The organism is Acidocella sp. C78, assembly GCF_907164655.1.
In genome coordinates this window covers 17,785-42,340 of the sequence record NZ_CAJQZK010000024.1, presented here as the reverse complement: position 1 = coordinate 42,340, position 24,556 = coordinate 17,785, and the positions used below count along the sequence as shown (strand labels likewise).

At 69.2% G+C, this 24,556-nt stretch carries 26 protein-coding genes, 1 tRNA gene, 1 other RNA gene and 2 pseudogenes; 10 read left to right on the top strand and 20 right to left on the bottom strand.

Going from position 1 to position 24,556, the window contains the following annotated elements:
* Positions 1 to 3 precede the first annotated feature (3 nt).
* The 4 genes and pseudogenes from terL to ACIDOCELLA78_RS000000109455 form a co-directional block, all read right to left on the bottom strand.
* On the bottom strand, positions 4 to 516 hold the full coding sequence (terL, locus tag ACIDOCELLA78_RS000000109470; protein ID WP_249676377.1) for a phage terminase large subunit: 513 nt from the start codon (positions 514 to 516) through the stop codon (positions 4 to 6).
* An 82-nt stretch (positions 517 to 598) separates the two neighbouring features.
* Positions 599 to 1,207 (bottom strand): annotated as a pseudogene (locus ACIDOCELLA78_RS000000109465) (terminase large subunit domain-containing protein); the annotation flags it as partial.
* A 298-nt stretch (positions 1,208 to 1,505) separates the two neighbouring features.
* The gene (locus tag ACIDOCELLA78_RS000000109460) at positions 1,506 to 2,330 is read right to left on the bottom strand and encodes a hypothetical protein (RefSeq protein ID WP_201729379.1); all 825 of its coding nucleotides are present in this window, start codon (positions 2,328 to 2,330) and stop codon (positions 1,506 to 1,508) included.
* Positions 2,331 to 2,463: 133 nt separating this feature from the next.
* The gene (locus ACIDOCELLA78_RS000000109455; RefSeq protein ID WP_374223263.1) at positions 2,464 to 2,790 is read right to left on the bottom strand and encodes an usg protein; all 327 of its coding nucleotides are present in this window, start codon (positions 2,788 to 2,790) and stop codon (positions 2,464 to 2,466) included.
* Positions 2,791 to 3,005: 215 nt separating this feature from the next.
* Between ACIDOCELLA78_RS000000109455 and groES the strand changes: the two genes are divergently transcribed.
* Positions 3,006 to 3,320: a co-chaperone GroES gene (gene groES / locus ACIDOCELLA78_RS000000109450; RefSeq protein WP_201729366.1), complete on the top strand. Its 315-nt coding sequence runs from the start codon at positions 3,006 to 3,008 to the stop codon at positions 3,318 to 3,320.
* A 44-nt stretch (positions 3,321 to 3,364) separates the two neighbouring features.
* Positions 3,365 to 5,013: pseudogene (gene groL / locus ACIDOCELLA78_RS000000109445) on the top strand (chaperonin GroEL).
* A gap of 159 nt (positions 5,014 to 5,172) precedes the next feature.
* Here groL and ACIDOCELLA78_RS000000109440 read toward each other — a convergent pair.
* Together ACIDOCELLA78_RS000000109440 and ACIDOCELLA78_RS000000109435 are read right to left on the bottom strand one after the other, a co-directional pair.
* Positions 5,173 to 6,387: a glycosyltransferase family 87 protein gene (locus ACIDOCELLA78_RS000000109440; protein WP_201729364.1), complete on the bottom strand. Its 1,215-nt coding sequence runs from the start codon at positions 6,385 to 6,387 to the stop codon at positions 5,173 to 5,175.
* Positions 6,387 to 6,893 carry a DUF2244 domain-containing protein gene (locus tag ACIDOCELLA78_RS000000109435; RefSeq protein WP_249676374.1) on the bottom strand — a complete coding sequence of 169 codons (507 nt, stop codon included), beginning with the start codon at positions 6,891 to 6,893 and terminating at the stop codon, positions 6,387 to 6,389. Before ACIDOCELLA78_RS000000109435 ends, ACIDOCELLA78_RS000000109440 begins: the two co-directional genes overlap by 1 nt.
* A 97-nt stretch (positions 6,894 to 6,990) precedes the next feature.
* On the opposite strand from ACIDOCELLA78_RS000000109435, the gene nth reads away from it, so the two are divergent.
* From nth to ftsY, 5 genes are read left to right on the top strand one after another with little or no spacing between them, the layout of a single operon-like run.
* Complete coding sequence (gene nth / locus ACIDOCELLA78_RS000000109430) at positions 6,991 to 7,707, top strand: endonuclease III (protein WP_374223262.1); 717 nt, start codon at positions 6,991 to 6,993, stop codon at positions 7,705 to 7,707.
* Positions 7,704 to 9,173 (top strand): APC family permease, encoded by a 1,470-nt coding sequence (locus ACIDOCELLA78_RS000000109425; RefSeq protein ID WP_201729362.1) that lies wholly within the window; start codon positions 7,704 to 7,706, stop codon positions 9,171 to 9,173. Before nth ends, ACIDOCELLA78_RS000000109425 begins: the two co-directional genes overlap by 4 nt.
* A gap of 42 nt (positions 9,174 to 9,215) precedes the next feature.
* Positions 9,216 to 10,049, top strand: coding sequence for a diaminopimelate epimerase (gene dapF, locus ACIDOCELLA78_RS000000109420; protein WP_201729361.1), 834 nt, complete (start codon positions 9,216 to 9,218; stop codon positions 10,047 to 10,049).
* A complete protein-coding gene (mtaB, locus tag ACIDOCELLA78_RS000000109415) occupies positions 10,046 to 11,281 on the top strand; it encodes a tRNA (N(6)-L-threonylcarbamoyladenosine(37)-C(2))-methylthiotransferase MtaB (protein WP_201729360.1) in 1,236 nt (411 codons plus the stop codon). The genes dapF and mtaB overlap by 4 nt, the downstream gene beginning before the upstream one ends.
* A complete protein-coding gene (ftsY, locus tag ACIDOCELLA78_RS000000109410; RefSeq protein ID WP_201729359.1) occupies positions 11,281 to 12,216 on the top strand; it encodes a signal recognition particle-docking protein FtsY in 936 nt (311 codons plus the stop codon). Before mtaB ends, ftsY begins: the two co-directional genes overlap by 1 nt.
* A gap of 121 nt (positions 12,217 to 12,337) precedes the next feature.
* On the opposite strand, the gene ACIDOCELLA78_RS000000109405 is transcribed toward ftsY, so the two are convergent.
* From ACIDOCELLA78_RS000000109405 to ACIDOCELLA78_RS000000109380, 6 genes are all read right to left on the bottom strand, one after another.
* Complete coding sequence (locus ACIDOCELLA78_RS000000109405; protein ID WP_201729358.1) at positions 12,338 to 12,928, bottom strand: hypothetical protein; 591 nt, start codon at positions 12,926 to 12,928, stop codon at positions 12,338 to 12,340.
* 41 nt (positions 12,929 to 12,969) lie between these two features.
* Positions 12,970 to 14,115 carry an aminotransferase class I/II-fold pyridoxal phosphate-dependent enzyme gene (locus tag ACIDOCELLA78_RS000000109400; RefSeq protein WP_201729357.1) on the bottom strand — a complete coding sequence of 382 codons (1,146 nt, stop codon included), beginning with the start codon at positions 14,113 to 14,115 and terminating at the stop codon, positions 12,970 to 12,972.
* A 21-nt stretch (positions 14,116 to 14,136) separates the two neighbouring features.
* On the bottom strand, positions 14,137 to 14,694 hold the full coding sequence (locus ACIDOCELLA78_RS000000109395; RefSeq protein ID WP_201729356.1) for a 5-formyltetrahydrofolate cyclo-ligase: 558 nt from the start codon (positions 14,692 to 14,694) through the stop codon (positions 14,137 to 14,139).
* Between the two features lie 23 nt (positions 14,695 to 14,717).
* Positions 14,718 to 14,877: non-coding RNA, 6S RNA (ssrS, locus tag ACIDOCELLA78_RS000000109390), on the bottom strand.
* A gap of 9 nt (positions 14,878 to 14,886) precedes the next feature.
* Positions 14,887 to 15,207, bottom strand: coding sequence for a cell division protein ZapA (gene zapA / locus ACIDOCELLA78_RS000000109385; protein ID WP_201729355.1), 321 nt, complete (start codon positions 15,205 to 15,207; stop codon positions 14,887 to 14,889).
* A gap of 1 nt (position 15,208) precedes the next feature.
* A complete protein-coding gene (locus ACIDOCELLA78_RS000000109380) occupies positions 15,209 to 15,394 on the bottom strand; it encodes a hypothetical protein (protein ID WP_201729354.1) in 186 nt (61 codons plus the stop codon).
* 179 nt (positions 15,395 to 15,573) lie between these two features.
* On the opposite strand from ACIDOCELLA78_RS000000109380, the gene ACIDOCELLA78_RS000000109375 reads away from it, so the two are divergent.
* Together ACIDOCELLA78_RS000000109375 and ACIDOCELLA78_RS000000109370 are read left to right on the top strand one after the other, a co-directional pair.
* Positions 15,574 to 16,230, top strand: a complete 657-nt coding sequence (locus tag ACIDOCELLA78_RS000000109375) for a DedA family protein (RefSeq protein ID WP_201729353.1) — start codon at positions 15,574 to 15,576, stop codon at positions 16,228 to 16,230.
* Positions 16,227 to 17,192, top strand: coding sequence for an SDR family NAD(P)-dependent oxidoreductase (locus ACIDOCELLA78_RS000000109370; protein ID WP_249676371.1), 966 nt, complete (start codon positions 16,227 to 16,229; stop codon positions 17,190 to 17,192). Before ACIDOCELLA78_RS000000109375 ends, ACIDOCELLA78_RS000000109370 begins: the two co-directional genes overlap by 4 nt.
* On the opposite strand, the gene ppa is transcribed toward ACIDOCELLA78_RS000000109370, so the two are convergent.
* A complete protein-coding gene (gene ppa, locus ACIDOCELLA78_RS000000109365; RefSeq protein ID WP_007422764.1) occupies positions 17,161 to 17,685 on the bottom strand; it encodes an inorganic diphosphatase in 525 nt (174 codons plus the stop codon). The genes ACIDOCELLA78_RS000000109370 and ppa overlap by 32 nt on opposite strands.
* Positions 17,686 to 17,774: 89 nt before the next feature.
* Here ppa and ACIDOCELLA78_RS000000109360 point away from each other — a divergent pair.
* Positions 17,775 to 17,850: transfer RNA gene (locus ACIDOCELLA78_RS000000109360), tRNA-Ile, on the top strand.
* 113 nt (positions 17,851 to 17,963) lie between these two features.
* Here the strand turns inward: ACIDOCELLA78_RS000000109360 and pufC are convergent.
* The 7 genes from pufC to bchY all read right to left on the bottom strand — a co-directional run bounded on the left by pufC (position 17,964) and on the right by bchY (position 24,556).
* The gene (gene pufC / locus ACIDOCELLA78_RS000000109355; RefSeq protein ID WP_201729352.1) at positions 17,964 to 19,118 is read right to left on the bottom strand and encodes a photosynthetic reaction center cytochrome PufC; all 1,155 of its coding nucleotides are present in this window, start codon (positions 19,116 to 19,118) and stop codon (positions 17,964 to 17,966) included.
* Positions 19,115 to 20,104 (bottom strand): photosynthetic reaction center subunit M, encoded by a 990-nt coding sequence (pufM, locus tag ACIDOCELLA78_RS000000109350; protein WP_201729351.1) that lies wholly within the window; start codon positions 20,102 to 20,104, stop codon positions 19,115 to 19,117. Before pufM ends, pufC begins: the two co-directional genes overlap by 4 nt.
* Positions 20,105 to 20,159: 55 nt before the next feature.
* On the bottom strand, positions 20,160 to 20,996 hold the full coding sequence (pufL, locus tag ACIDOCELLA78_RS000000109345; protein WP_007421830.1) for a photosynthetic reaction center subunit L: 837 nt from the start codon (positions 20,994 to 20,996) through the stop codon (positions 20,160 to 20,162).
* Between the two features lie 97 nt (positions 20,997 to 21,093).
* Positions 21,094 to 21,276 (bottom strand): light-harvesting antenna LH1, alpha subunit, encoded by a 183-nt coding sequence (gene pufA / locus ACIDOCELLA78_RS000000109340; RefSeq protein WP_007421831.1) that lies wholly within the window; start codon positions 21,274 to 21,276, stop codon positions 21,094 to 21,096.
* A gap of 13 nt (positions 21,277 to 21,289) precedes the next feature.
* The gene (pufB, locus tag ACIDOCELLA78_RS000000109335) at positions 21,290 to 21,526 is read right to left on the bottom strand and encodes a light-harvesting antenna LH1, beta subunit (protein ID WP_007421832.1); all 237 of its coding nucleotides are present in this window, start codon (positions 21,524 to 21,526) and stop codon (positions 21,290 to 21,292) included.
* Between the two features lie 181 nt (positions 21,527 to 21,707).
* On the bottom strand, positions 21,708 to 23,144 hold the full coding sequence (gene bchZ / locus ACIDOCELLA78_RS000000109330; RefSeq protein WP_201729350.1) for a chlorophyllide a reductase subunit Z: 1,437 nt from the start codon (positions 23,142 to 23,144) through the stop codon (positions 21,708 to 21,710).
* Complete coding sequence (gene bchY, locus ACIDOCELLA78_RS000000109325) at positions 23,144 to 24,556, bottom strand: chlorophyllide a reductase subunit Y (protein ID WP_201729349.1); 1,413 nt, start codon at positions 24,554 to 24,556, stop codon at positions 23,144 to 23,146. Before bchY ends, bchZ begins: the two co-directional genes overlap by 1 nt.

Below are 24,556 nucleotides of genomic sequence, written 5' to 3'. Positions count from 1 at the left end.
AATTCAGCGTCCCATCATGGAAATCTTCGTCATCCGCGCCGCCGCTGGCGCCTGCCCGAGCATCGCCTCGGCGCGTGCCAGCGCATCCACCTGGTCGTCCTTCTCGCCGTTCGGAAAGGTCCGCAGCTCGGCCACGAAGGCGTCGGTCCAGGCGGCGCGCAGCACCCGCGTCCTGCCGGCGCCGATCCGCGCCGCCGCCGGCAAGGCCCGCGTCTGTTTCGATCCGGATTCCGGGCTCGCAATCACCGTGAACCCTTCCAGAACCCGGCGCAGATGCGCCACCTGCGCCACACCGGCCTGCCCCGGGTCCTGCGGCAGCGCGATCGCCGTCCCCGGCCCGTCCGCCTCGGCGGTCGCCCGCAACAAGGCCTCGACCGCCGCCGGCCCCGCCCGTACCCGCACCACATCCAGCACGACATGCGTGCCATCGGCGGCCAGCCCGAGCTTCAGCCCCACGGTCCAGTCCGGATTGCCGCCGGCGGATGCCGCCGTCGCCGCCAGGTCCCAGGCGCGCACGGCCCGCCGCATCGACGAAGCCGATCCGGTCAAGCTCGAACAACGACCCGCCATCGCGCATCGGCCGCTGCTGATACAGGGCGGCGAACACGCGCTCGCCCACCGTCGCCCGCCGCCGCGCGATCTCCCGCTCATCCTCCCAGTCGGGCCAGAGCGCCTCGCCCGGCGCCCGCCCGAGCGGATCGTCGGCCTCCGCCAGTGCCGGCAGCCGCAGCACCGTCCAGCCGCCATCCCTGGCCATCAGCCGCCCGGCAAGATCGTCCTCATGCCAGCGCGTCATCACCAGCACGACCCGCCCGCCCGGCTTCAGCCGCGAGAGCAGTTCGGCGCGGTACCAGTCATACAGCGCATCCCGCGCCGCCCGGCTGTCCGCCTCGGCCCAGGATTTCACAGGGTCGTCGATCAGGATCAGATCCGCCCGCCGCCCGGTGATCGGCCCGCGCACGCCGGCGGCGAAATACTGCGCGCCACCCTGCAACGAAAACCGCCCCGCCGCCCGGTTGGTCGGGTCGAGACACAGGCCGAACTCATCGCCCTGCTCGGCGATCAGCATGCGCAGGCGGCGGCCGAAATGCCCGGCGAGCGACGCCGTGTGACACGCCGCGATCACCTCGCTCGCCGGATGGCGGGTGAACCAGAATGCCGGAAACAGCACCGAGGCATAGGTCGATTTCGCCGCCCCCGGCGGCATCTGCACCATCAGCCGGTCCACCTCGCCGCTCGTGACGCGCTCCAGCGCGTCGATCAGCGCGAGGTGATGCCGTTCCGGCCGCTGCCCTCGCGGCGCCAGCATGGTCATGCAGAACCGCCAGAAATCCGAAGCCGGTTCCGCTTCCGCATCCGTCCCGCCGCCGCGCCTCATTCGCCGCGCCGCGCACAGAACCGCATCATGACCGCAGGGATAGCCCAAAGCGGGGCGGGTGGGAAAGAGATAAAAACGTTATGTTAGATTTTTTATTCCCAACGGCATTGCCAGCCGCGCCGCCGGCTTATCGGAAGCCGAACGTCACGCCCATTTCGCCGCGCGCGGCGAAGGTTCCGCTCGTCGGCTCGTACACCCCGTTGGACGGTTTCGACCCGGCATAGTTGAAATGCCGCATCTCCAGCCCGGCGAAAACGTGCCAGACATTGTCGAGCCGCCAGTCCGCGCCCAGCCGCACCTCTTCCTCGCCGCTGGTGCCGAACCCGCCCGAAAGGCCAAGCGCCGGCGCGGATACCCCGCCGCCCAGCACCGCCAGCCCCTCTGCCGCCGCCGAAAGCACCAGCCGCCCCGACGCCGCATAGTCGAGCTTTGCTCCAACCCCGGCCAGCACCGCGTGATAAAAACTGCCATACCCGCTGCCGCCGCCGACATTGCGCGACCAGCTCTGATACCCGATCGCGACGAAGGGCAGCACACTGATCGCCCGACCGAGCGGCACCGCCGCGCCGAGCTGCACCTCGACATGATTGAACCGCGCGCTGTCCGACTGGTCATAGGGTCGCGGCGCACCGGCGCCACCCTGCAGATATCCCTGATAGCCGAGCGCCCCGCCCGCGAAATCGTAGACGACGCCGGTATAGATGTCGCGCATCCCGAGCGCCGGCCCCAGCCGCGAGACACCGGCGCTGAAGCCGGGCAGCACGCCGCTTTCCCGGTCAACTCCGCCGCTCTCGCGATACGTATATCCGCTCGCCGTCACCCCGAGCGACACTCTTGTCTCGCTCGCCGCGATCGCGGGGTTCACGCCCTGGGCGCGGGCGACGGCGAATGGCGGCGCAACACCAAGCGCCACACCCAGCACGAGAAGGAATTGTCGCGTCACGCCCGCCATTTCAGTCACCCCTGCGCAATACATCTTATCGCATGGATGACTGAACGTATCCTTAACCGCGCCGCAGGGCTGCAATTCGGGTAAGTGTGTCACCTCGGCGCCACGCTCGCCGCCAGCCGCTCCCGCGCATCGCTCAGTGAAGCTGGAACATATGCGGGCTGCGCATCTCCCCTGGCGTGATCAGCGCGGCCGTGCCCACCCGCACCGAATGCAGCCTGCCCTCGATCTGCCTGCTCCAGAAATCGAGAAACCGGTGCAGCACCGGATAGCGCGGCGCGATGTCGAGATCCTGCCACACGTAACTCTGCAACACGCCCGGATGGTCGGGCAGGTGGTAGAGAATTTCGGCTGTCGTCAGCCGGTATCCTTCGAGCTGTCGGCTCATCATCATGGTCTGTCTCCGTCGCGCTGTCATCGGCGGGCCGTGCCAGTCCGCTCCTCCTGACCATGACGATGCCATGACACCCCGGTGTTTGGCAAGAAAAATCTTTTTTATCAATACTTTAGCACTCGTCACCCGCAAGTGCTGCCGGGCTTGACATCCATGGCCCGCAACCTTATCCTTTGGCACTCTCCCGGAGAGAGTGCTAGCAAGCATCCGGTGCCTATCGAGAGGGCCGGCGCTGCTGAGCCCGAAACTGTTGCAACAGACTTCTGAAGTCAGGAGCGAGCCACATGAAATTCCGTCCCCTGCACGACCGCGTGGTCGTTCGCCGGCTGAACGCCGAGGAAAAGACCGCCGGCGGCATCATCATCCCCGACACCGCCAAGGAAAAGCCGATGGAAGGCGAAGTCATCGCCGTCGGCCCGGGTGCCCGCAACGAAACCGGCGCCGTCGTCGCGCTCGACGTCAAGGCCGGCGACCGTATCCTGTTCGGCAAGTGGTCGGGCACCGAGGTCAAGATCGACGGCGAAGAGCTGCTGATCATGAAGGAATCCGACATCATGGGCATCATCGAGGGTACGGCTTCGAAGAAGAAGGCCGCCTGATCACCCCCGGTTTCCCCTCCGATATCGTATAAAGGAAGTTACACATGGCTGCTAAAGACGTCCGCTTCTCGGCCGACGCCCGCGAACGCCTCATCCGCGGTGTCGACCTGCTCGCCAACGCGGTGAAGGTCACCCTCGGCCCGAAGGGCCGCAACGTCGTCATCGAGAAGAGCTTCGGTTCGCCCCGCATCACCAAGGACGGTGTGACGGTCGCGAAGGAAATCGAGCTCGCTGACAAGTTCGAGAACATGGGCGCGCAGATGGTGCGCGAAGTGGCCTCGAAGACCAACGACCTCGCCGGTGACGGCACCACCACCGCGACCGTCCTCGCCCAGGCGATCGTCCGCGAGGGTGCGAAGGCGGTTGCCGCCGGCATGAACCCGATGGATCTGAAGCGCGGCATCGACAAGGCGGTCAACGCCATCGTCGAGGAGCTCAAGAAGCGCACCAAGAAGATCACGACCCCGAGCGAAACCGCCCAGGTCGGCACCATCTCCGCCAACGGCGAAGCCGAGATCGGCAAGATGATCTCCGAGGCGATGCAGAAGGTCGGCAACGAGGGCGTCATCACGGTCGAGGAAGCCAAGGGCATCCAGACCGAGCTCGACGTCGTCGAGGGCATGCAGTTCGACCGCGGCTACGTCTCGCCCTACTTCATCACCAACCCGGAAAAGATGGTCGCGGATCTCGACAGCCCGTACATCCTGATCCACGAGAAGAAGCTCTCCGGCCTGCAGCCGATGCTGCCGCTGCTCGAAAGCATCGTCCAGTCCGGCAAGCCGCTGCTGATCATCGCCGAAGACGTCGAGGGCGAGGCGCTCGCCACCCTGGTCGTCAACAAGCTGCGTGGCGGCCTCAAGATCGCCGCCGTCAAGGCGCCCGGCTTCGGTGACCGCCGCAAGGCCATGCTGGAAGACATCGCGATCCTCACCGGCGGCCAGGTCATCAGCGAAGATCTCGGCATCAAGCTCGAGACCGTCACGCTGAACATGCTCGGCCGCGCGAAGAAGGTGCTGATCGAGAAGGAAAATACCACGATCGTCGAAGGTGCCGGCAAGAAGTCCGACATCACCGGCCGCTGCAACCAGATCCGCGCGCAGATCGAGGAGACCACCTCGGACTACGACCGTGAGAAGCTGCAGGAGCGTCTGGCGAAGCTGGCCGGCGGCGTTGCCGTCATCCGCGTCGGCGGCGCCTCGGAGACCGAGGTGAAGGAGCGCAAGGACCGTGTGGACGACGCGCTGCACGCGACCCGCGCCGCCGTCGAGGAAGGCATCGTCCCGGGTGGCGGTGTGGCCCTCGCCCGCGCCTCGCTCGCGATCAACAAGCTCAAGGCCGATAACGACGACCAGCGCTTCGGCATCGACATCATCCGCAAGGCGGTGCTCGCGCCGATGCGCCAGATCGCCGAGAACGCCGGTGAAGACGGCGCCGTGATCTCCGGCAAGGTGCTCGACAACGACGACTACAGCTTCGGCTTCGATGCCCAGTCCGGCGAGTTCAAGGACATGGTGAAGGCCGGCATCATCGACCCGACCAAGGTCGTCCGCACCGCGCTGCAGGACGCCGCCTCGGTCGCCGGCCTGCTCATCACGACCGAAGCGATGGTCGCCGAGCGTCCGGAAAAGAAGGCCCCGCCGGTGGCGACGCCGGAATGGGCGGCATGGGCGGCATGGGCGGCATGGATTTCTGATCCACCGCTCCAGGCTCCGGCCCGGAACAAGGAAAGCCGTGGGGGCAACCTCACGGCTTTTCTCTTGCGCGCGGCCAGTCTTCCGGCGCGCTTTTAGAGCACGTTCCGCTCCATCAGGATCGGATGTCGTGCTCTATCTTGTTGATAATTAAAGCATCTTTATCCGATCAGATGATCCCATCCGATCGGATAAAGATGCTCTAACGCTGCGGCGAATCCGCCGCACCAGCACGATCGCCAGCCACGCGACGATCGCCGGCCCGGCCATCGATACCCCCAGAAATCCGAGCGAAACCACGATCCCCGGCAGCAGCCACGCCGCCAGCACCGCGCCCTCGCCCGGCAGAAACCCGTCCCTGATCCCTCGCGCGCCAGCAGCATGGCCGCGATCGCGACTGGAACCATGTCATAATCATAGGCAAACGGCGTCGCGAGCAGCACCAGCGTCAGGCTGAGCGCGAGGCGCAGCGCCGGCGGCGCCGGCCGCGACCACAGCCACCACATCGCCCCGGCGGCCAGCGCCGTTGCCACCCCTTGCAGCCCGGTCGCGAGCGCAACACCCGCCCCACTCACCCGCGCCGCCATGAACATCGTTGGCATCATCAACTGATAGAGCTGACGATGGCCGGACAGCAGCAGCAGATGCGTCATGTAAGGCCGGGTCGCGGCGAAAAATCCGCTCCAGCTTCCCGCGCCCAGCACAAGCGCGCTCAGCCCCGCCAGCGCCGCCGCCGTCACCACCGCCGCGACAACCGCCCGATACTGCCGCGCCGCGAGCAGCGCCACCGGCACCAGCAGCCCGAGCTGCGGCTTGATCGTCAGCACGCCGAACATCACCCCCGCCGCCACCGGCGCGCGGTCCAGCAGCCCGAACCCGCCCGCCAGCAGGCTGGCGGTCAACGCGCCGTTCTGCCCATCGAGCAGCGTCTCCGCCGCCGCCGGGCTCACCAGCACGGCCAGCGCCGGCACCGCGCCGATCCCGAGCCGCCGCAACACGCCGAACAACAGCGCCAGCGTTCCGCCAAGCCACAGTCCGAAAGCCGGCAACAGCCCCAGAAAACCGAGCGGCAGCAGCAGGAGCAGGAAGGATGGCGGATAGCTCCAGGTGTTCACGTCCTGCGCTGGCGCGAACCGCGCCTGAAGCCAGCGGTGGAACGCCGCCGGGTCGAAGGGCAGCGCCGCGTGCCCCTCCCGAACCGCCCGCGCCGCGCCCCAGAAATCGACGAAATCGCGCACCACCACGGCGCCGTTCGGCGCGGTCAGGCTGGCCGGGAAATTCCGCCAGGTCATCGCCCCGTAGCGTGCCGCCGGATACAGGCAAACCGCCATGAAGCCGAGCACGAGCAGCCACCGCCCGGCCCGGCCCGCGGGCATCAGTCGCGTGTCTGCGGGTTGTCGAACCGTGGCGAGCGCATCCGCTGGATCGCCTCGCGCAGCGCGCCCGCCAGATCCCGCCGCGCCGCATCCCCGAGCGCAAGCCCGACGATGTGCCGCGCTTCCCGATTCGCGACCCAGACGAGCGGATTGCTCCCCGGCTGCTCCTCGATCTCGACGCGCAGCCATCCCGGCGCCAGCCGCACCTCGCTCCGCCGGCCGCCCGGCGTGGTTCTGGTGATGGTCAGCGCCTCGTCGGTCAGCACGATCGCCTCCGATGCCTTCGCCGCACGCATGTTCATCGCATAGAGCGTGACCGCCAGCAGCAGATCCGCGCCGTTGAACCCGATCACCATGACCGCCCCCAGCCGCCACATCAGGCTGGTCACCAGCAACGATCCGGCCGCCATCAACGCGAACACGATGAACATGCCCCGCCGGCTCATGCTCCGGTGCGGCGTCAGCATCGCCTGAAAGATCGGCCGCCCTGGCGTCGCCACGGCCATGCTCGCAATTTCCGACATCACCCTATCTTCGCATCGAATCACGGTTCCGCAAGCGCCGGCGCTTGCCAAAATCCCGCCCGAACCGCACTAATCGCCAATGCCGTCCGAAGCCGCACAGCCGCCGCAGCGCCGCACCACCCGCAGCACCGCGCGCAAAATGAAGACGGCGGATATCCGCCCCTTCCTCAACGCCATCGCCGCCGGCAACCCCGATCCCCGCACCGAACTGCAGTATTCCGACCCCTTCACCCTCCTCGTCGCCGTCGTCCTCTCCGCGCAGACGACCGACGCAGCGGTGAACAAGGCGACCCCCTTCCTGTTCGCCGCCGCCCCCACCCCGGCGGCGATGGCGGCCCTCGGCGCCGAGGGCATCGGCCCGCATATCCGCTCGATCGGCCTCTGGCAGTCCAAGGCGAAGAACGTCGCCGCCCTCGCCCAGCTCCTCGTCGAGCGGCATGGCGGCGCGGTCCCGGCCGAGCGCGAGGCGCTCGAAGCCCTGCCCGGCGTCGGCCGCAAGACCGCGAATGTCGTGCTCAACGAAATCTTCGGCCAGCCCACCATGGCGGTGGACACCCATATCTTCCGCCTCGGCAACCGCACCGGCCTCGCCCCCGGCAAGACCGTGCGCGAAGTCGAGGATGGCCTGGTCAAGCGCATCCCGCCCGACCTGCTGCGCCGCGCCCATCACTGGCTGATCCTGCACGGGCGCTATGTCTGCAAGGCCCGCCAGCCCGAATGCTGGCGCTGCCCCGGCGCGCAATGGTGCGTCTTCACCCCCAAACCAGCAACACCCGCCAGGAGCCGCCGGACATGAGCGCGTCGACCGGCTTCCGCCTCGCCAAAACCCTCGGCCTCGCCGCCGTCGTCGCCTCCGCCGTCACCCAGGAATACGGCGCCGGAATCAACTTCGTGGTCCCCCAGAGCCTCGGCGTCTATCCCGGCATCGGCGCGCTGGTGCCGCTGGCGATGTTCGCGACCGGCCTGGTGATCTTCCTGAAGGTCTTTCTCTACGCCCGGTTCTCCCGCGCCATGCCGCGCGCGGGCTCCTCCTATGTCTGGACGGTGCGCGCCCTCAACCTGCCGCTCGGCTTCATCCTGCATTTCGTCTGGTGGGCCAGCATCACCGCGGCGATGGGCTTCATCGCCTTTGCCTTCGGCAATTTCCTCGGCAACGCGATGGTCAATGCCGGCTTCGCCGCCGGCCACATGCTGCTCTCGAAACCCGGCCATCTCGCCCTCGGCCTTGCCGCGCTCTGGATCATCTACGGCATCCATGTCGCCGGCATCCGCGATTACGGCCGCCTCGTCATCATCCTGCTCGCCCTCGTCGTGGTCACCGCCCTGACCGTCGGCATCATCGGCTTCGCCGCCGACCCCGCCGCCCTGCTGCACACCGCCGCGGCGCGCACCGGCATCGCCTTCACCCGCCCGGCCGCCACCCCACCCTTCGACCCGCACGCCTTCCTCGCCGTCTGCACCCTGTTCATCTTCGCCTATGGCGGGCTGTCCGGCGCGCCCGCCCTGTCGGGCGAGACCGAGCACGCCGAAACCGTGATGCCGCGCGGCATCGTCATCGCCTGGCTCACCTCGGTCGTGCTGTTCTCGCTGGTCGCCGCGGCACTGCTGCACGCCGTGCCCTGGTGGGCGGCGCTGGACCTCATCCGCCACAAGCACGCCTCCCTCGTCACCGCCCCCGGCATCATCGGCCTCGCCGCCCCGCGCCCCCTCGCCGCAGCACTCGACCTCGTGATCGCGCTCATCGTCGGCAAGACGCTGGCGCCGCAGATGGTCGTCACCTCGCGCATGCTCTTCGCCTGGGCCGAGGACGGGCTGATCCCCGCCCGTTTCGCCGAAACCTCGCGCCGCCGCGCGCCGGTCGCCGCCCTCACCCTCACCGTCGTGCTCGCATCGCTCTTCCTCGTGCAAGCGACCTATATCGGCTGGGCCTTCGGCATCGTCGCCCGCTCGGTCACCATCCTGCTGGTCTGGCTCGCCGTCGCCTGCGCCGCGCTCAACCTGCGCTACAACCCCCGCCATGCCAGCCATGGCTGGTCGGAACCCTTCCGCCGCGGCGTCATGGTCGTGCCGGTCGCCCTGCTCTCGATCGTCGTCACCATCGCGCTGATCCGCTCGGTGCTGGTGCTGCCCCACGCGCCCTTCTACGTCCAGCCGCTGTTCCAGGGCGGGGTGATGGCGCTGATCGGCACGGCGCTCTATCTCCGCGCCCGCAGCGTCGCCCCCGGCCTCGCCGCCATCACCGCAACGCTCCCCCTCGAATAGCGCCCCCTTCCGCGCCGCGCCGCAACGCCATATACGAACCGCATGGCAGCGGTCCGACAATTTCTGAAAATGCACGGCGCCGGGAACGATTTCGTCGTTCTCGATGCCCGCGCGCACCCGCTCGACCTCGCTCCCGCCGCCGCCGCCCGCATCGCCGACCGTCACCGCGGCGTCGGCTGCGACCAGATCATCCTGATCGAGCCTGACGACGACGCCGCCGCCTTCATGCGCATCCTCAACGCCGATGGCTCGGAATCCGGCGCCTGCGGCAACGCCACACGCTGCGTCGCCGCCCTGCTCGCCGCCGAAACCGGCGCCCGCCGCCTCGTCATCCGCACCAATGCCGGCCTGCTGCCCGCCGACATCAAGGGCCCCACCCTGGTCGAGGTCGACATGGGCGCGCCGAAACTCGGCTGGGAAGACATCCCCCTGGCAGAGCCGGCGGACACGCTCTCGCTCCGCCTCGCCCTCGGCCCGGTGCAGAACCCCGCCGCCTGCTCGATGGGCAACCCCCACGCCACCTTCTTCGTCGACGACCTGACCCACCTGCCGATCGAGACGATCGGCCCGAAGCTCGAACGCGCCCGCCTCTTCCCCGCGCGCGCCAATATCGGCTTCGCCCGGATCGACGCGCCGGACCGCATCCGCCTGCGCGTCTGGGAACGCGGCGCCGGCCTCACCCTGGCCTGCGGCTCCGGCGCCTGCGCCGCCCTGGTCAACGCCCATCGCCGCGGCCTCGCCGCCCGCCGCGCCGAGATCGAGATGGACGGCGGAACCCTCACCCTCACCTGGCGCGAGGACGGCCACGTCCTGATGGAAGGCCCCGTCGCCCTGGTCTTCGAGGGCGAGCTGGACGCCGGGATGCTCGCGCCATGAGCCTCGACATCCTCACCTTCGGCTGCCGCCTCAACGCCTTCGAGAGCGAGGTGATGCGCAGCCATGCCGAGGCCGCCGGGCTCGGCGACGCCGTCATCGTCAACACCTGCGCCGTCACCGCCGAGGCCGAGCGCCAGGCCCGCCAGGCCATCCGCCGCGCCCACCGCGCCGCGCCCAGCGCGAAAATCATCGTCACCGGCTGCGCCGCGCAGATCGACCCCGCCTCGTGGTCGAGCATCGAGGGTGTCGCCCGCGTCCTCGGCAACGCCGAGAAGCTCACGCCCGAGGCCTGGCGGTCCGAAGCGCCGGTCCTCGTCGCAGACATCATGCAGCTCCGCCAGACCGCCGCCCACCTGATCGAGGGCTTCGGCACCCGCGCGCGCGCCTTCATCGAGGTGCAGCAGGGCTGCGATCACCGCTGCACCTTCTGTATCATCCCCTATGGCCGCGGCCCCTCGCGCTCGATCCCGCTCGGCGCCGTGGTCGAACAGGTCCGCACCCTCGTCGCCAACGGCTACAACGAGGTCGTGCTCACCGGCGTCGACCTCACCTCCTACGGCGCCGACCTGCCGGGCGCGCCGAAACTCGGCCAGCTCTGCCGCCGCCTGCTCGCCGCCGTGCCGGACCTGCCGCGCCTGCGCCTCTCCTCGATCGACCCCGCCGAGATCGACGACGATCTCTGGCGCCTGATCGAAACCGAACCCCGGCTGATGCCGCATCTGCACCTCTCGGTGCAGGCCGGATCGGACCTCATCCTCAAGCGCATGAAGCGCCGCCATCTCCGCCACCACGTCATCGAATCCGCCGCCCGCGCCCGCGCGCTCCGCCCCGGCATCGCCCTCGGCGCCGACCTCATCGCCGGTTTCCCCACTGAAACCGAGGCGCATTTCGCCGAAACCCTCGCGCTGGTCGACGATGCCGGGCTCGACTATCTCCACGTCTTCCCCTTCTCCGCCCGCAAGGGCACGCCCGCCGCCCGCATCCCCGCTTTGCCGATGGCCGAGCGCCGCGCCCGCGCCGCCCGTCTGCGCGAGGCCGGCGCCCGGCGCGCCGAGGCCCGCTTCCGCGCCATGACCGGCACCACCGTCACCGCGCTGGCCGAAACCGAAACCACCGGCCACACCGAAACCTTCGCGCCGATCCGCTTTTCGCTCCCCGTCACCCCGGGCGCGCTCGTCACCACAAGGATCACCGGCGCGGATGCCACCGGCGTGACCGCAGGAGCGGAATAATGGCGCTCGGCTTTCTCTCGCGGCTCAAATCCGGCCTGACCCGCAGCACCCAGAAGCTCGCCGCCGGCATCACCGACACCTTCACCAAGCGCAAGCTCGACGACGCGGCGCTCGAAGAACTCGAAGACCTCCTGATCACCGCCGATCTCGGCCCCGCCGTCGCCGCCCGCGTCATCCGCGCCTTCCGCCGCACCCGCTTCGGCCAGGACGTTTCGCCGCCGGAAATCCGCGCGTCGCTGGCCGAGGAGGTTGCGAAAATCCTCGCCCCCGTCGCGCAGCCGCTCGATATCGACCGGCGCAAAAACCCGTTCGTCATCCTGATGGTCGGCGTCAACGGCACCGGCAAGACCACCACGATCGGCAAGCTCGCCCAGTCCTATGCCGAGGCCGGCGCCAAACCCCTGCTCGTCGCCGGCGACACGTTCCGCGCCGCCGCGGTCGAACAGCTCCAGGTCTGGGGCGAGCGCACCGGCGCGCCGGTGATGACCGGCCCCGCCAACGCCGACCCCGCCGGCCTCGCCTTCGACGCGATCGCCCGCGCCCGGCACGACGGGCACGACATCGTGCTGATCGACACCGCCGGCCGCCTGCACAACAAGGCGGCGCTGATGGAGGAGTTGCGCAAGATCATCCGCGTCATCCGCAAGCAGGACGAAACCGCCCCCCACGCCGTGCTGCTGACGCTCGACGCCACCACCGGCCAGAACGCCATCGCCCAGGTCGCCACCTTCAAGCAGATGGTCGATCTCACCGGCCTGATCGTCACCAAGCTCGACGGCTCGGCCCGCGCCGGCGTCGTCGTCGCCCTGGCCGAAACCGCCGCCCTGCCGATCCATGCCGTCGGCGTCGGCGAACAGGCGGCCGATCTCCGCCCCTTCGACGCGACCGACTTCGCCCGCGCCCTCACCGGCGCCGACGCCGACCGCCCCGCCTGAAGCCTTGCGCCGTCAGGGATCATCCCGAAACCCGACGACCCGCGCATTGCTGAATTTCAGCGGCGATTTGCTGACACCAAATGGCGAACTGCCGTAACGTGACGGCTCGCGCCGCTCCGCCTCACCAGTCGCGGCGATGCCAGTGGTGCCAGCGATGCCAGTGGTCATACGGCCGATATCCGCCATCATATCCCGCGCCGCGCCCATGCAACGGCGCATTGTCCGGCCGCGCGCCGATGAAGCGCCGATAGGCGGAAATCCAGTCCCGCGCGATCATCCGCCGCGCCTCGTCCAGCCCCAGCCGGTGCGCGCAGACCAGCCGCGCCAGCCGCGCCTCCAGCCGGTCCTTCGCATAGGAGCCCCACTGCCCCGGCCCGAGATGCGGCTCCGGCCAGAGATTCGCCGGGCTGGTCGGCGAGCCGCCGAGCGCGAGCGGGATCAGGTGATCCTCCTCGTATTTCCAGGGCCGCGAATCCTCATAGCCATAGCGCCGGATCTGCGCCGCCTTCAGCGGCTCGGTATAGGACACCGGCGGCCGCACCGTCCGCGTCCAGCCGCGCCGGCAGATCGTCGCACCGATCGTCGCCCCGCTCACCGCGGGGTTGATCGCCCCCGGCGTCAGCGCCGGATCGGGCAGTGGCGAAGCCGCCCGCGCTGCCGCCATCCCGCCGGCCAGTACCCAGGCTGCCGCGACCAGGCCGATCCATCTCATGTCCAGAACCATAACTCGAACATAACGTGAACTGGTTAATATCAGATCAAAGAAACGAGCCCCGCGCGCAATTTGGCCATCGCCCGCTCCAGCTTTTCCGGGCTCTGCGCAAAGCAGATCCGCAAATGCCCCTCGCCCGCCGCGCCGAACGCGATCCCCGGCGCCACCGCCACCTTGTGCGCGATCGCGAGATGCCGTGCCAGCTCCAGGCTGTCCGCCACCCCCTCGATCCGCGCGAAGGCGTAGAGCCCGGCCGGCGGCGCGCTGTAGCGCACGCGGTTGAGCCCGGCGAGCCCGGCGCCGACGATCGCCCGCCCCTCGGCGCAGAACGCCCGGAACCCGGCGACATAGTCCTCGCACTCCAGCGCCGCGCGCGCCGCCTCCTGCGCGAAGGGCGCCACGCCGGAATGCGTCGCCTCGATCAACTCGCCCACCGCGTCCCGCTCGCCCTCCGGCAGCACCAGCCAGCCGACGCGGAATCCCGTCATCGCCCAGGTCTTCGACACCGAATTGACGACGATCACCCGATCCTGCGGCCCCGCATGGTCCAGCGCCGAGGGCGCCGCCGGCCGGCCGTCGAAACTCAGCCGCGAATACACCTCGTCCGACAGCAGCCACACGCCCCGCCGCCGGCAGATCTCCAGGATCGCAACGATTTCCGCATCGCTCGCCATCCACCCGGTCGGGTTGTTCGGCGAGTTGAGGCAGAACACCCGCGCACCGTCGAGGGCCGCGTCCAGCCGGTCGAGATCGAGGCGGAATCCGCCCGCCCCGTCCTCGTCCAGCTTCAGCCGCACCACCTCGGCCCGCCGCGCCAGCGCCGCGCCAGCGAGGTTCGGCCATTCCGGCTCGTGAATCACCACCTTGTCGCCCTGCCGCAAGATCGCGGTGAACGCGACGCCGATCGCCGCCATGCCCGAGGCCGTCACCGCGATCCGCGTCTCCGCCACCGGCTGCGCGTGCACCCGGCTCAGATAATCCGCCAGCGCGAGGCGGAGCGACAGCCGCCCCCGGCTGTCCACGTAATGCGTGTCCCCGGCCTCGACGGCGCGGATCAGCGCCGCCCGCGCAGCCTCCGGCGGCGTCCGATCAGACTCGCCGAAGGCGAGATTGTCCACATCCGGGTCGGCAAAGGCCAGCCGCCCGATATCGCCGATCTTCGATCGCGGAATCCGAATGATATCCATTGAGCACCCTGAAAGGAGGCGTCAGCCCGCGCGCACCACGCCGCGTTCGGTCGCCACCGCATGAAGGCGCGCATCCTGCGGCCCCACCGGCACCTCGTCCACCTCCTGCGATGCATAGGCGCACCCCAGCCGGAACGCATCGGGCAGGCCGGCCAGGGTCCGGTCGTAATACCCCGCGCCATAGCCGAGCCGGTTGCCCCGCCGGTCGAAGGCCAGCAGCGGCACCAGCACGAAATCGGGCACGATCTCCTCGCCGTCGGGGTGCGAGGTGCCGAACCGCCCCGGCACCAGTGCCGCACCGCGCCGCCAGCGCCGGAACATAAGCGGCAGGCCGCGCTTCGGCGTCACCGGCAGGCCGATCGCGTGCCCCCGCGCCTCCAACGCCGCCAGCAGCGGCCTGATATCGATTTCCGCACCGATCGGCCAGAACCCCGAAACCACCGCGCCGGCAGGCGGCGGGCATTGCTCCAGCACCACGGAAGCGAGACGCGCGCCAAGCGCGGGGTCGAGCCCGTCGCGCCGGTCGAGTGCCGCCTGCCGCGCCGCAGCCTTGCGCGCGATAAGGTCGCTATCCGTCATGCTGTCGGGGAGAGGAGCAAAAGTGCGAAGCCGCCCTGGCCGTTGGCGTTGACATCCTCCCAGAGCCTGCGTGAGCAGGTGGGCGCCGGAAATACCGGAACCACGGTTCCGACAGAGCCAGCTCCCTGGGAGATACTTACTGGCCCCGGGGATGTGCTTGCCTGACGCACCGGGCAGCCTCGCCCCCTCAACTTAGGACTCCGCGAGGTCCGCCGCAATCTCCTCGGCGCGCGCGGCGACGCGCCGCAGCCTTGCGACATGCTCGGGGGACACGCCCGTGGGCTTCGCCGCCTGCATGGCCTCATGCGTCGCCCGCAGGTCGTGCAACTCGTCGGCCAGCAGCAGTGCGGCCAGCACCAGCAGCCGCGCCTCGCCGGTCTGCTCGCCGATCGCCTTGATGCTGCTCACCCGGCGGTCGATCTCGGCGGCCATCGCCTGCAGATGCCGTTCCTGCCCGTCCTCGCAGCTCACCGAATAGGAAAATCCGTTGATCCGGATGTTCACGTTCGCCATATCAACCCTGTTCCACCCGTTCGGCCTCGTCGAGCGCCGCGCGCAGCTGCGCGATCATGCGGTCGAGCGCATCCTTGATGTCGCCGCGCCGATCCGCCTCGGCGGGCCTCGCCACATGGGCGGCAATGCGCGCCAGCGCCACTTCGAGCCTCTCGATCGCCTGAATTTCGGTTTCCTGCTCCACCATGCGATGCTTATCGCGGATTTTGCGTTACAATGAAAGCCGATTAGAGCATCATCCGATCAGATGGAGTCGTCTGATCGGACAAAGATGCTCTAATTATCAATATCATGGAGCGCCACATCCGATCCGGATGGATCGGACAGCGCTCTAACCCGAACCGCCACACAGGCCCGCAGCACCCGATGATCGCCGCCCTCAACCACGCACTGGCCCCCTGGATCGCCGCCTATGGCAGCGTCGCCGTCGCCGCGCTGATCATGCTGGAAAGCCTCGGCCTGCCGCTGCCCGGCGAAACCGCGCTGGTCTCCGCCGCGATCTATGCCGGCACCACCCACCGGATCGACATTTCGGTCCTCATCCTCGCCGCCGCCGCGGGCGCGATCGCCGGTGGCGCCGCCGGCTACTGGATCGGCCGCAACGCCGGCTACCCGATGCTGCTCCGCCATGGCCGCCATATCGGCCTGACCGAGCGCCGCCTGCGCGCCGGCCACTGGCTGTTCGAGAACCACGGCGGCAAGATCGTCGTCTTCGGCCGCTTCTTCGCGGTGATGCGCGCCCTCGCCGCCCTGCTCGCCGGCGTCACGGTCATGGAATGGCGCCGCTTCATCGCCTTCCAGATCCTCGCCTGCCTCGTCTGGGCCAGCGTCTATGGCGGCGTGGCCTATATTTTCGGCAAGCAGATCAACCGCTTCGCCGGCCCGCTCGGCGCCGCCGCGGCGGTCGTCATCGTCGCCATCGGCTTTGCGATGGTCGTCCTCGCCCGCCGCCACGGCGACCGCCTCGAACGCGCCGCCGCCGACCGCGCCTCCCTCCCCGAGCACCTTCCGCACAAGAGATGACCGCCACATTGCTCATCGCCGGACTCGGCTATACCGGCCGCGCCGTCGCCATCGCCGCCCGCGAGGCGGGCTTCGCCGTCATCGCCACCGCCCGCGACCCGGCGGGTAGATCCGCGCCCGAGGGCGTCGCCCTCATCCCCTTCGCCGCCGCCGCCGCCGCCCTGCCGGAAGCGACCCACCTCCTGCTCACCGCCGCCCCCGGCGAGGCCGGCGACCCGCTCCTCGCCCTCTGCGCCGAGGCCATCGCCGCCGCCCCGGCGCTGCGCTGGATCGGCTATTTCTCCACCACCGGCGTCTATGGCGACCGCCAGGGCGGCACCGTCGACGAAGCCACGCCGCCCGCCCCCGGCTCGCCGCGCACGCGCCGCCGCATCGAGGCGGAGCAGAGCTGGGCGGCATTGGCGAACGACCACCGCGCCGTCGACATCATCCGCCTCGCCGGCATCTACGGCCCCGGCCGCTCCGCCTTCGACGACCTGCGCGCCGGCACCGCCCGCCGGATCGACCGGCCGGCGCAGAAATTCAGCCGCATCCATGTGGACGACATCGCCGGCGGCACCCTTGCCGCCATCGCCACCGCCACCGGCGGCGTCCGCATCCTCACTTCGCCGATCACGAACCGGCCCCGAGCGCCGATGTCATCGCCCATGCCGCGTCCCTGCTCGGCATCGCCCCGCCGCCGCCGATCCCCTTCGACGAGGCGCGGCGGGAGATGTCGCCGATGGCGCTGTCCTTCTGGTCGGAAAACCGCATCGTGCGGAGCGAGGGCACCAGGGCGGCGCTGCGCCGCCCCTGGCGTTTTCCCTCCTACCGCGAGGGCCTCGAAGCCATCCTCGCGGCGGAAACCGGGGCCTGACGGCCTCAAAGGCCGCTCCGCCCTCACCTGGGCAGGAAAGCCTCCCGTCCCTCACCAGGACGGGAGGAGCAGAATCACTTCGCGGCGCGGGCGAGGCTCTGGCTGATCGCCGCCTCGGCGGATTCGCGGCCTTCCCAGCCGGTCACCTTCACCCACTTGCCCTTCTCCAGGTCCTTGTAATGGGTGAAGAAATGCTCGATCGCGTCGCGCGTGATCGCCGGCAGCTGGTCCACCTCGGTCACGCCCGAGAATTGCGGGTGGATCTTGTCATGCGGCACGCAGACGATCTTCTCGTCCTGCCCCGCCTCGTCCTCCATCCGCAGCACCCCGATCGGCCGCGCCCGGATCACCGCACCCGGCACCACCGCCGCCGGCACCAGCACCAGCGCGTCCGCCGGGTCGCCGTCGTCGGCGAGCGTGTTCGGAATGAACCCATAGGCCGCCGGGTAGGCCATCGGGGTGAACAGGAAACGGTCCACCATCACCGCCCCGCTCTCCTTGTCGACCTCGTATTTCACCGCCGAGCCCTGCGGAATCTCGATCACCACATGAATGTCGGACGGCGGCGCCTTGCCGGCCGGGATCTTGGAAACGTCCATGGCGGAACCTCCTGAATAATGTCGCGCGCGTTCTAGCCGTCCGGAGGGATATTGCCAATTGCCCCGCCCCGACGCCATACAGGCGCTGGGCGCCGGTAGCTCAATGGTTAGAGCGGACCGCTCATAACGGTTTGGTTGCGGGTTCAAGTCCTGCCCGGCGCACCATGCTGCCCATCCGCCGCGCTGGCCCCCCGCGCAATCGAAACCCGGGCCAAAGAAAAAGGCGTGGGCCTTTCGACCCACGCCGAGTGTCGGGCGAACGCCGGGGAGCCGCGGCGTTATTGGCCCGGTGCACCCGCCCCGGTCGGGGCGGGGGACGCTGTGGGTTTGGCGCCGCCCGCAGCCGGGGCGGACGCCATGGTGATCATCGCGGGGTTGTCCTCGCCATGCGCCGCCGCTGCCTTCGGATCGGGCTGGGCGAGCGCGGCGGGGCCGCGCAGATAAGGAAACTGGCCCGCCATCGGCGCGCCATAGAGCGGCTTGAACACACCCTGGTGGCAGGTCGCGCAGTCCACCTTCGCCACATCGCCGGCCGGGCCGAGCATGGCCCTTGGGAAGGTGCCGGTCAGCGGCAGCAGGTAGTCGTTGTTCAGCGCGCGGACCATGTGCAGGCCGTAATAGGCGGTCACCCGCTGCGGTGTGCTTTCCGACCAGTCGGCGAAGGCGCGGGTCTGGTGGCAGAAATCGCAATTCACCCCCAACGCCGTCGCGTAGTGCATCATCAGCGCATAGGTCCACTGGGTCTGCTGGATCGAGTGGCGGTTGCCGGCGGGCAGCGCGGTCGTCCCGGTCACGCGGATCGGCTCATGCCCGAGCAGGAAGGGCGTGAGCGGGTCGGCCGGCAGCGCCGAGCCATCCGCCACCGCCGAGGGCCGCGCCTCGCCGCTATGCGTCGCCATCAGCCCGCCGGCGTGCGGCGGGGCGACGCCCTCGAACCAGACCCGGCTCGGCACGTTGTTGCCCCGATGGCAGGTATAGCAGGTGACGCCGACCTTCTTCACATGCGTCTGCCAGTCGGCATTGACGAAGATCGTCATCTCCAGCATCCGCCGCGCGACCCGCTTCTGATACTTGGCGTCGGACGCGAAATTGCCGGCGACGTGGCAGTAGCCGCAGCCCTGTTTCGGCGCGACCCACTGCACCATCGAGACCATGATCCGCGCGAAGGCGCCGGCCGGAACGTTCTTGAGCACCTGGACGTTCTTGTAGATCGTGCCGGCCGGCGGCCCGGCATTGTTCTGCGGCAGGGCCGAGGGCGCCTGGTTGGCGGCAAAGGCGGCGGCGATCACCGCGGGGCTGTATTCGAGCTGCTGGCCGGTGCCGCGATAGCCGCGCTGTACCGAGCGCACCGTGGGCGGCTGCAAGGTCAGCACGCCGAGGACCATCGCCGTCATGCCGCCGATCAGGGCGAGCAGGGTGATCGTGACTTTCATGGCAGTGTCCCCTTGCCCGCTGCCGCACCCTGCGCCGGATCGGCGATGTGGCCGTAGATGTGCGGATAGGCCGGCGCGACATGGTGCTTCACCGCCCACAGGAACCAGTTGTCGACGACGGTGCCGGTCAGCAGAATCCCGATCCCGCCGGTCAGCGTGGTCAGCACCGCGAACCACCAGGCCCAGCGATGGATGCTCTCCATCGTCGCATTGAACCCCATGGTCCAGCGCCAGAACAGCGCGGCGCGCTCCGATGCGGTGCCGCGATCGACCGTCTGCTCCACCTCGCGCTCGCCGCCGAACCGGCTGACGGCGAGAATGGTCGCGCCATGCATCGCGAACAGCAGCACCGAACCATAGAGAAACACGATCGAGAGCATATGGAACGGATCGTAATACAGGTTGCCATACCGCAACGAGAACGCGACGGTCCAGTCGAGATGCGGAAAGATGCCGAAGGGCGGCGCCTCGCCCCAGCTGCCCATCAGCAGCGGGCGGATGAAGCCGAGCACGAGGAACAGCCAGATGGCCGAGGCGAAGGCCCAGGCGGTATGGGTGCCGAGGCCGAGCTGCTTCGAGCGCCGGTAGACCCGCAGCCACCAGAGCAGCAGCGAGGTGGTGAGGAAGAATCCGGCCAGCAGCCACCACCCGCCCTGGTCCATCGGCGGCAGCCGCAGCCCGTAGGCCGGCGGCGGCGGTTCGAGCGCGAGCCACGGCAGGTCGCGCACGAAGCGGATCGGGTTCCAGTTCACCGAGGCCATCATGTTCAGCCCGATGATCTCGAAGGCGATCAGGCCGCAGGCGATGGAGGCGACGCCGAGCGAGCCGAGATAGATCGGGCCGACCTGGGCGTTGCCGATCTGGCCGAGCAGGTAGCTGAAGAAAGGCTTGCCCTGCCGGCCCCACACACCCGCCGGCGCCGGAACGCCGTCATGCAGCGGCCCACGGATCTGCACCCGCGTGAAGATGTTCTGATATTCGATCATCCGAGCCCCCGGACTGCTTGAAGGTTATGAACGGTGCGAACTTGCATGGCGCACCTCAATGACCGCCGAACTGCCAGATCGGCAGATGCAGCCACCACCCCCACCACGAGGGCCAGCCCTGGGTCCAGAACGGGCCGGAGAGCAGGATGCAGGTGGCGCTGGCGAACCCCGCCCCGAGGGCAAGGAACAGGCCGAGCCGGTGAATGCCCAGCGTGCCGATCGAGTAGCCGATGAAATCGCGGAAGAACGTGTCCTCGTGCTCGGCGAACTTCACCGTCTCGCCCGCCGGCGGGTTGATCGCGGCCAGAACCAGCGATCCATGCAGCGCGAGGGCGAGCGTCGTCGTGAAGAACAGCGTCACGGCGACCATGTGCATCGGGTTGTATTCGAAATTGAGATAGGCGTATCCGGTGTTCGACACCCAGTCGAGATGGCTCATGATGCCGTAGGGAAAGCCATTGCCCCAGGCGCCCATCAGCAGCGGGCGGATGACCTCGAGCGTGACATACGCGAAAATCGCGACGCTGAACGCCGCCGGCACATGCAGCCCGATCCCGAGCTTGCGGCTGATCTCCACCTCGCGCAGCGCCCATGAGCCGAAGGCGCCAATCGCGCAGACGGTAATGATCTGCCAGAGCCCGCCCTTGGCCAGCGGCGCCAGGCCGAGCCCATAGGAAAGGTCGGGCGGCGCGATGCTGATCTGCCAGATGTTCCAGGTCGGCCCGAGCGCAGCACCCCAGATGATCAGCGCCGTGCCGAGCATGATGAAGAAGGCGGCGGTCACACCGAAGAAGCCGACATAGAACGGCCCGACCCAGAAATCGAACAGGTCCCCGCCGATCAGGGTACCGCCGCGGACGCGGTATTTTCTTTCAAAACTGAGCAGTGCCATCGGGCAGTTCCTCACCATTCGGTTGGGGCCCCTCCCCCGGCGCGGTCGGCACGAGCCGACCGGCGCCGGGATCATCTGAAGGGTTTTGCCGCCCCCGTTACTTGTTTGCCGGCATGGCCGACTGCTGCTGCATCGTCGTCATCGCCGGCGCGCCGCCGAGCCAGTCGAAACGCGGGGTGCTCAGCAGGATGAAGTGAATCAGGATCGCCAGCGCGAACAGGAACACGCCAAGCGCCGTCAGCACCCTGCGCGGATCGAAAAGAAGCCACATGCGCCACATGGTCTGTCCTCCCTTATCCGATATGCGAGGTGAGCATCTTCACCCCGATATGCGCGTTATCCAGGAACCCGGTGACATAGCCGTGCGGACCCGGGATCCACGGGCGCCACTGCCACACCAGGAAGTGGGCAATGATCGCGATGACGGTGAAGCCGATGAAACTGGCGATGAAGATCGAGTGGAACTCCTTCGCCTCCCGTTCGGTCAGGCCGGATAACGACCCTTCCCGATCATGCGTTGTCATGGACATCAGACTGTTATCCTCGTTGTGGCCGGCGCGGTTGCCCGAGCCTGCCAGTTCCGCGCGAACCCCGCGCGGGGGGACGGCCGGCGCCGTGCGGCGGGCGGCCGATGGGGGAGCCTCGCCGCTGGGGCAAGCAGGAGGGGCAGCACCGGGCTCGGCCCAGATGCGGCTCTGTCGGCTGAAGCGATCACGCCGGCACCGTCTCGCGCAGCGCCACGGCGACATGCGCCGCCTCGACGCGCGCGGCACCCGCCTCGCGCGCGCACCGCTCGGCGCGGTCGCGCAGCCGCTTGGCCGCGGAAATCCTGATCAGGAACGGCTCATGGGCAAGATGCCGGTCCAGCGCCGCGGCCGCATCCGGCGCCCAGGCCTCGCCCGCATCGGCGCGCACCGGCGTCGGCTCGATCCGGTCGAGATCGGCGCCGAGCGGCAGAATGTTGAACAGCGCGTCAAACAGCGCGTTGCAATATTCCTGAACGACGTAGGTCGCACCCGCATACCCCATGAACGGCGTGCCGGTCGCGCGGCGGATGATCGCGCCCGGAAACGACGCCGGAATATAGACCGAGCGGCCGCCGCGCTCGGCCGCATACATCCGCTCGTTATACGAGCCGAACAGCACCAGCGGCGGGTTCGCCGCCATCGCCGCGCGCACCGCGTCATTGTCCGGCTTCACCCCGGGGCGGCGGGCGATCGCGAAGCTGCACGCCACACCGAGATCCTCCTCAAGCAGGCGGCGCAGGCCGCGGGCATAGGTCTCGGTCGCGACCACGGCGAACGACGATGTCGCGAAGAAATCCTGAGTCACGCTCCGCCACAGATCCCAGATCGGCTTGATCGTGGTCTCCTTCTCGCGGGCGATGAAGGGTTCGGGGTCCACGCCCGTCAGCTCGCCGAGCGTGCGCAGGAAATTCGTCGTCGCGAAAATCCCCATCGGCGCCATCAGATAGGGCTTGCCCAGCGCCTCGCAGAGCTTGCGGCCGAATTCGCGATAGAGGCAGACATTCACGTCCGCATCGGCGAGTCTCGGCGTGTCCTTCAGATCGGCGCCGAGCGGGAAGGTCAGGTTGACCTCGCAGCCGATCCCCTCGACGAGGCGGCGGATCTCGGCGAGATCGGAGGGCATGTTGAACGTGCCATAGATCGGCCCGATAATGTTGACGCGCGGCTTGCCCTCCTTCCGCTCGGCGCGCTTCGCCTTCGCGTGGCCGAACTCGTTCCACAGCCACACCATCGCCCGGTCGGCGGACTGCCACTGGTCCTCGTCGATCGTGCGCGGCAGGAAGCGCCGCAGGTTCGAGCCCTCTGGCGTCACCCCGCCGCCGATCATCTCGGCGATCGACCCGGTGACGACGACCGCGGGAACCTTCTGGTCGCCGATCCCGGCGGCGCGCTTCATCGGCCCCTCGGTGCCGCTCATCGAGAGCGACTCCTCGTCGAGCCCCGTCACCACGATGGGCAGCTCGTGCGGCGGCAGCGCGTCGGTATAGTGCAGCACCGCCGTCACCGGCAGGTTCTCGCAGCCCACCGGCCCGTCGATGACGACGCGCAACCCCTTGATCGCGGCGAAGGCATACACCGCGCCCCAATACCCGCCCGCCCGGTCATGATCCTGCACCAGCATCAGGAAACCTCCTCCGCCTGCGCCGCATCGCCGGCGAAGAACCCGATCATCCGGCCGAACCGCTCGCGCCCGCGCGTCTGCGCCGCGACGATGGCGGCGAGCGCCGCGGCGCCCGATGCGCCGAAGATCGGCCGCGATGACACGATGTTGGTGAAATAGACCGCCGGCACACCCGCCTCCTTCGCCGCCTGCACCAGCGGCGTGGTGCCGAAGGCGAGATCGGGGCGGATGTCGCGCAGCGCCGCGCAATCCTGTTCGAGCGAGGCGCGGAACTGCACATGCGTGCCCTGCTGGGCGAGCCAGGCGCGGTCCGCCTCGCTCCACGGCGTCGCCGGCAGCGCGGTGCCGACATAGGGGATCTCCGCCCCCGCCTCGATCAGCAGCCGCGCGACCAGCAGCTCCGATCCCTCATAGCCGGAAACCAGCATCCGCGCCGAAACCGGATTGGCGGCGAGGGCGGCGCGCACCGGCGCGATCGCCGCGGCCTTCGCCCGGTCGATCCGCGCCGCCTCGATCCCGGCGCAGCGGCCGACGGCGTCGAGCCAGTCGGCCGTCGCCTCCTCACCCACCGGCGCCGAGCCGATCAGCGAGCGGCCCGCGGCCTCGAATTCCCGCGCGCTGGCGGTGTAGAACGGATGCACCGCGGCCGCCGCCACGCAATCGAGCGCGCCATACAGATCCCGCCACTCCCGCGCCGGCACCGCCGGCCCGACGCCGAGCCCCATCGGCGCCAGCATCGCCGCGACCCCTGGCGGATCGGCGGGAAACAGCTCGCCCAGCAGGGTGATCCGCCGCTCCTCGGCAAGGCCCGCGCGCGGCCGCGCCACCGCGCCGGCCTCGGCCTCCCGCCGCGCATAGCGCAGCATCGCCCCGGCCAGCACGTCCTTCGCCTCGGCATGGGTCGGCACGCCGAAGCCCGGCACGTCGATGCCGATGATACGCACGCCGTCGATCTCCCGCGGCAGCAGGTCGAGCGGCACGCCCGAAGCGGTCGGCACGCACAGATTGATGACGACGACGGCGTCATACCCCTCGGGCTGCGCCGTCCGCCGCACCGCGTCGCGGATATCCTCGAAGAGCTGGCCGGTCACCAGCGTCTCGGAGTCGAACGGCACGTAGCCGACGCTGCGGCGCGCGCCATAGAAATGCGAGGTGAAGGTCAGCCCATAGACGCAGCAGGCCGAGCCGGACAGGATGGTCGCCACCCGCCGCATCCGCAGGCCCACGCGCAGCGCCCCGAAGGCCGGGCACATCGATTGCGGCTGGTCGTGCGGCCCCTGCGGGTAATCGGCGGCGAGCCGCTCCAGCACGGCGGACTTGCCGGCGGCGCGGGCGGCCTCGCGCATCGTCTCCCGCCCGCCATGGCAGCCGGTTTCCTGCGGCCGCGCGATCGTCCCCTCCGGCGGCGACAT

Excerpts from the sequence above, each read along its gene's own strand:
- ACIDOCELLA78_RS000000109460 (WP_201729379.1), bottom strand. The coding sequence starts at position 2,330 with ATGGCGGGCGTGACGCGACAATTCCTTCTCGTGCTGGGTGTGGCGCTT.
- ACIDOCELLA78_RS000000109455 (WP_374223263.1), bottom strand. The coding sequence starts at position 2,790 with ATGGCATCGTCATGGTCAGGAGGAGCGGACTGGCACGGCCCGCCGATG.
- groES (WP_201729366.1), top strand. The coding sequence starts at position 3,006 with ATGAAATTCCGTCCCCTGCACGACCGCGTGGTCGTTCGCCGGCTGAAC.
- ACIDOCELLA78_RS000000109440 (WP_201729364.1), bottom strand. The coding sequence starts at position 6,387 with ATGCCCGCGGGCCGGGCCGGGCGGTGGCTGCTCGTGCTCGGCTTCATG.
- ACIDOCELLA78_RS000000109435 (WP_249676374.1), bottom strand. The coding sequence starts at position 6,893 with ATGGCCGTGGCGACGCCAGGGCGGCCGATCTTTCAGGCGATGCTGACG.
- nth (WP_374223262.1), top strand. The coding sequence starts at position 6,991 with ATGCCGTCCGAAGCCGCACAGCCGCCGCAGCGCCGCACCACCCGCAGC.
- ACIDOCELLA78_RS000000109425 (WP_201729362.1), top strand. The coding sequence starts at position 7,704 with ATGAGCGCGTCGACCGGCTTCCGCCTCGCCAAAACCCTCGGCCTCGCC.
- dapF (WP_201729361.1), top strand. The coding sequence starts at position 9,216 with ATGGCAGCGGTCCGACAATTTCTGAAAATGCACGGCGCCGGGAACGAT.
- mtaB (WP_201729360.1), top strand. The coding sequence starts at position 10,046 with ATGAGCCTCGACATCCTCACCTTCGGCTGCCGCCTCAACGCCTTCGAG.
- ftsY (WP_201729359.1), top strand. The coding sequence starts at position 11,281 with ATGGCGCTCGGCTTTCTCTCGCGGCTCAAATCCGGCCTGACCCGCAGC.
- ACIDOCELLA78_RS000000109405 (WP_201729358.1), bottom strand. The coding sequence starts at position 12,928 with ATGAGATGGATCGGCCTGGTCGCGGCAGCCTGGGTACTGGCCGGCGGG.
- ACIDOCELLA78_RS000000109400 (WP_201729357.1), bottom strand. The coding sequence starts at position 14,115 with ATGGATATCATTCGGATTCCGCGATCGAAGATCGGCGATATCGGGCGG.
- ACIDOCELLA78_RS000000109395 (WP_201729356.1), bottom strand. The coding sequence starts at position 14,694 with ATGACGGATAGCGACCTTATCGCGCGCAAGGCTGCGGCGCGGCAGGCG.
- zapA (WP_201729355.1), bottom strand. The coding sequence starts at position 15,207 with ATGGCGAACGTGAACATCCGGATCAACGGATTTTCCTATTCGGTGAGC.
- ACIDOCELLA78_RS000000109380 (WP_201729354.1), bottom strand. The coding sequence starts at position 15,394 with ATGGTGGAGCAGGAAACCGAAATTCAGGCGATCGAGAGGCTCGAAGTG.
- ACIDOCELLA78_RS000000109375 (WP_201729353.1), top strand. The coding sequence starts at position 15,574 with ATGATCGCCGCCCTCAACCACGCACTGGCCCCCTGGATCGCCGCCTAT.
- ACIDOCELLA78_RS000000109370 (WP_249676371.1), top strand. The coding sequence starts at position 16,227 with ATGACCGCCACATTGCTCATCGCCGGACTCGGCTATACCGGCCGCGCC.
- ppa (WP_007422764.1), bottom strand. The coding sequence starts at position 17,685 with ATGGACGTTTCCAAGATCCCGGCCGGCAAGGCGCCGCCGTCCGACATT.
- pufC (WP_201729352.1), bottom strand. The coding sequence starts at position 19,118 with ATGAAAGTCACGATCACCCTGCTCGCCCTGATCGGCGGCATGACGGCG.
- pufM (WP_201729351.1), bottom strand. The coding sequence starts at position 20,104 with ATGATCGAATATCAGAACATCTTCACGCGGGTGCAGATCCGTGGGCCG.
- pufL (WP_007421830.1), bottom strand. The coding sequence starts at position 20,996 with ATGGCACTGCTCAGTTTTGAAAGAAAATACCGCGTCCGCGGCGGTACC.
- pufA (WP_007421831.1), bottom strand. The coding sequence starts at position 21,276 with ATGTGGCGCATGTGGCTTCTTTTCGATCCGCGCAGGGTGCTGACGGCG.
- pufB (WP_007421832.1), bottom strand. The coding sequence starts at position 21,526 with ATGTCCATGACAACGCATGATCGGGAAGGGTCGTTATCCGGCCTGACC.
- bchZ (WP_201729350.1), bottom strand. The coding sequence starts at position 23,144 with ATGCTGGTGCAGGATCATGACCGGGCGGGCGGGTATTGGGGCGCGGTG.
- bchY (WP_201729349.1), bottom strand. The coding sequence starts at position 24,556 with ATGTCGCCGCCGGAGGGGACGATCGCGCGGCCGCAGGAAACCGGCTGC.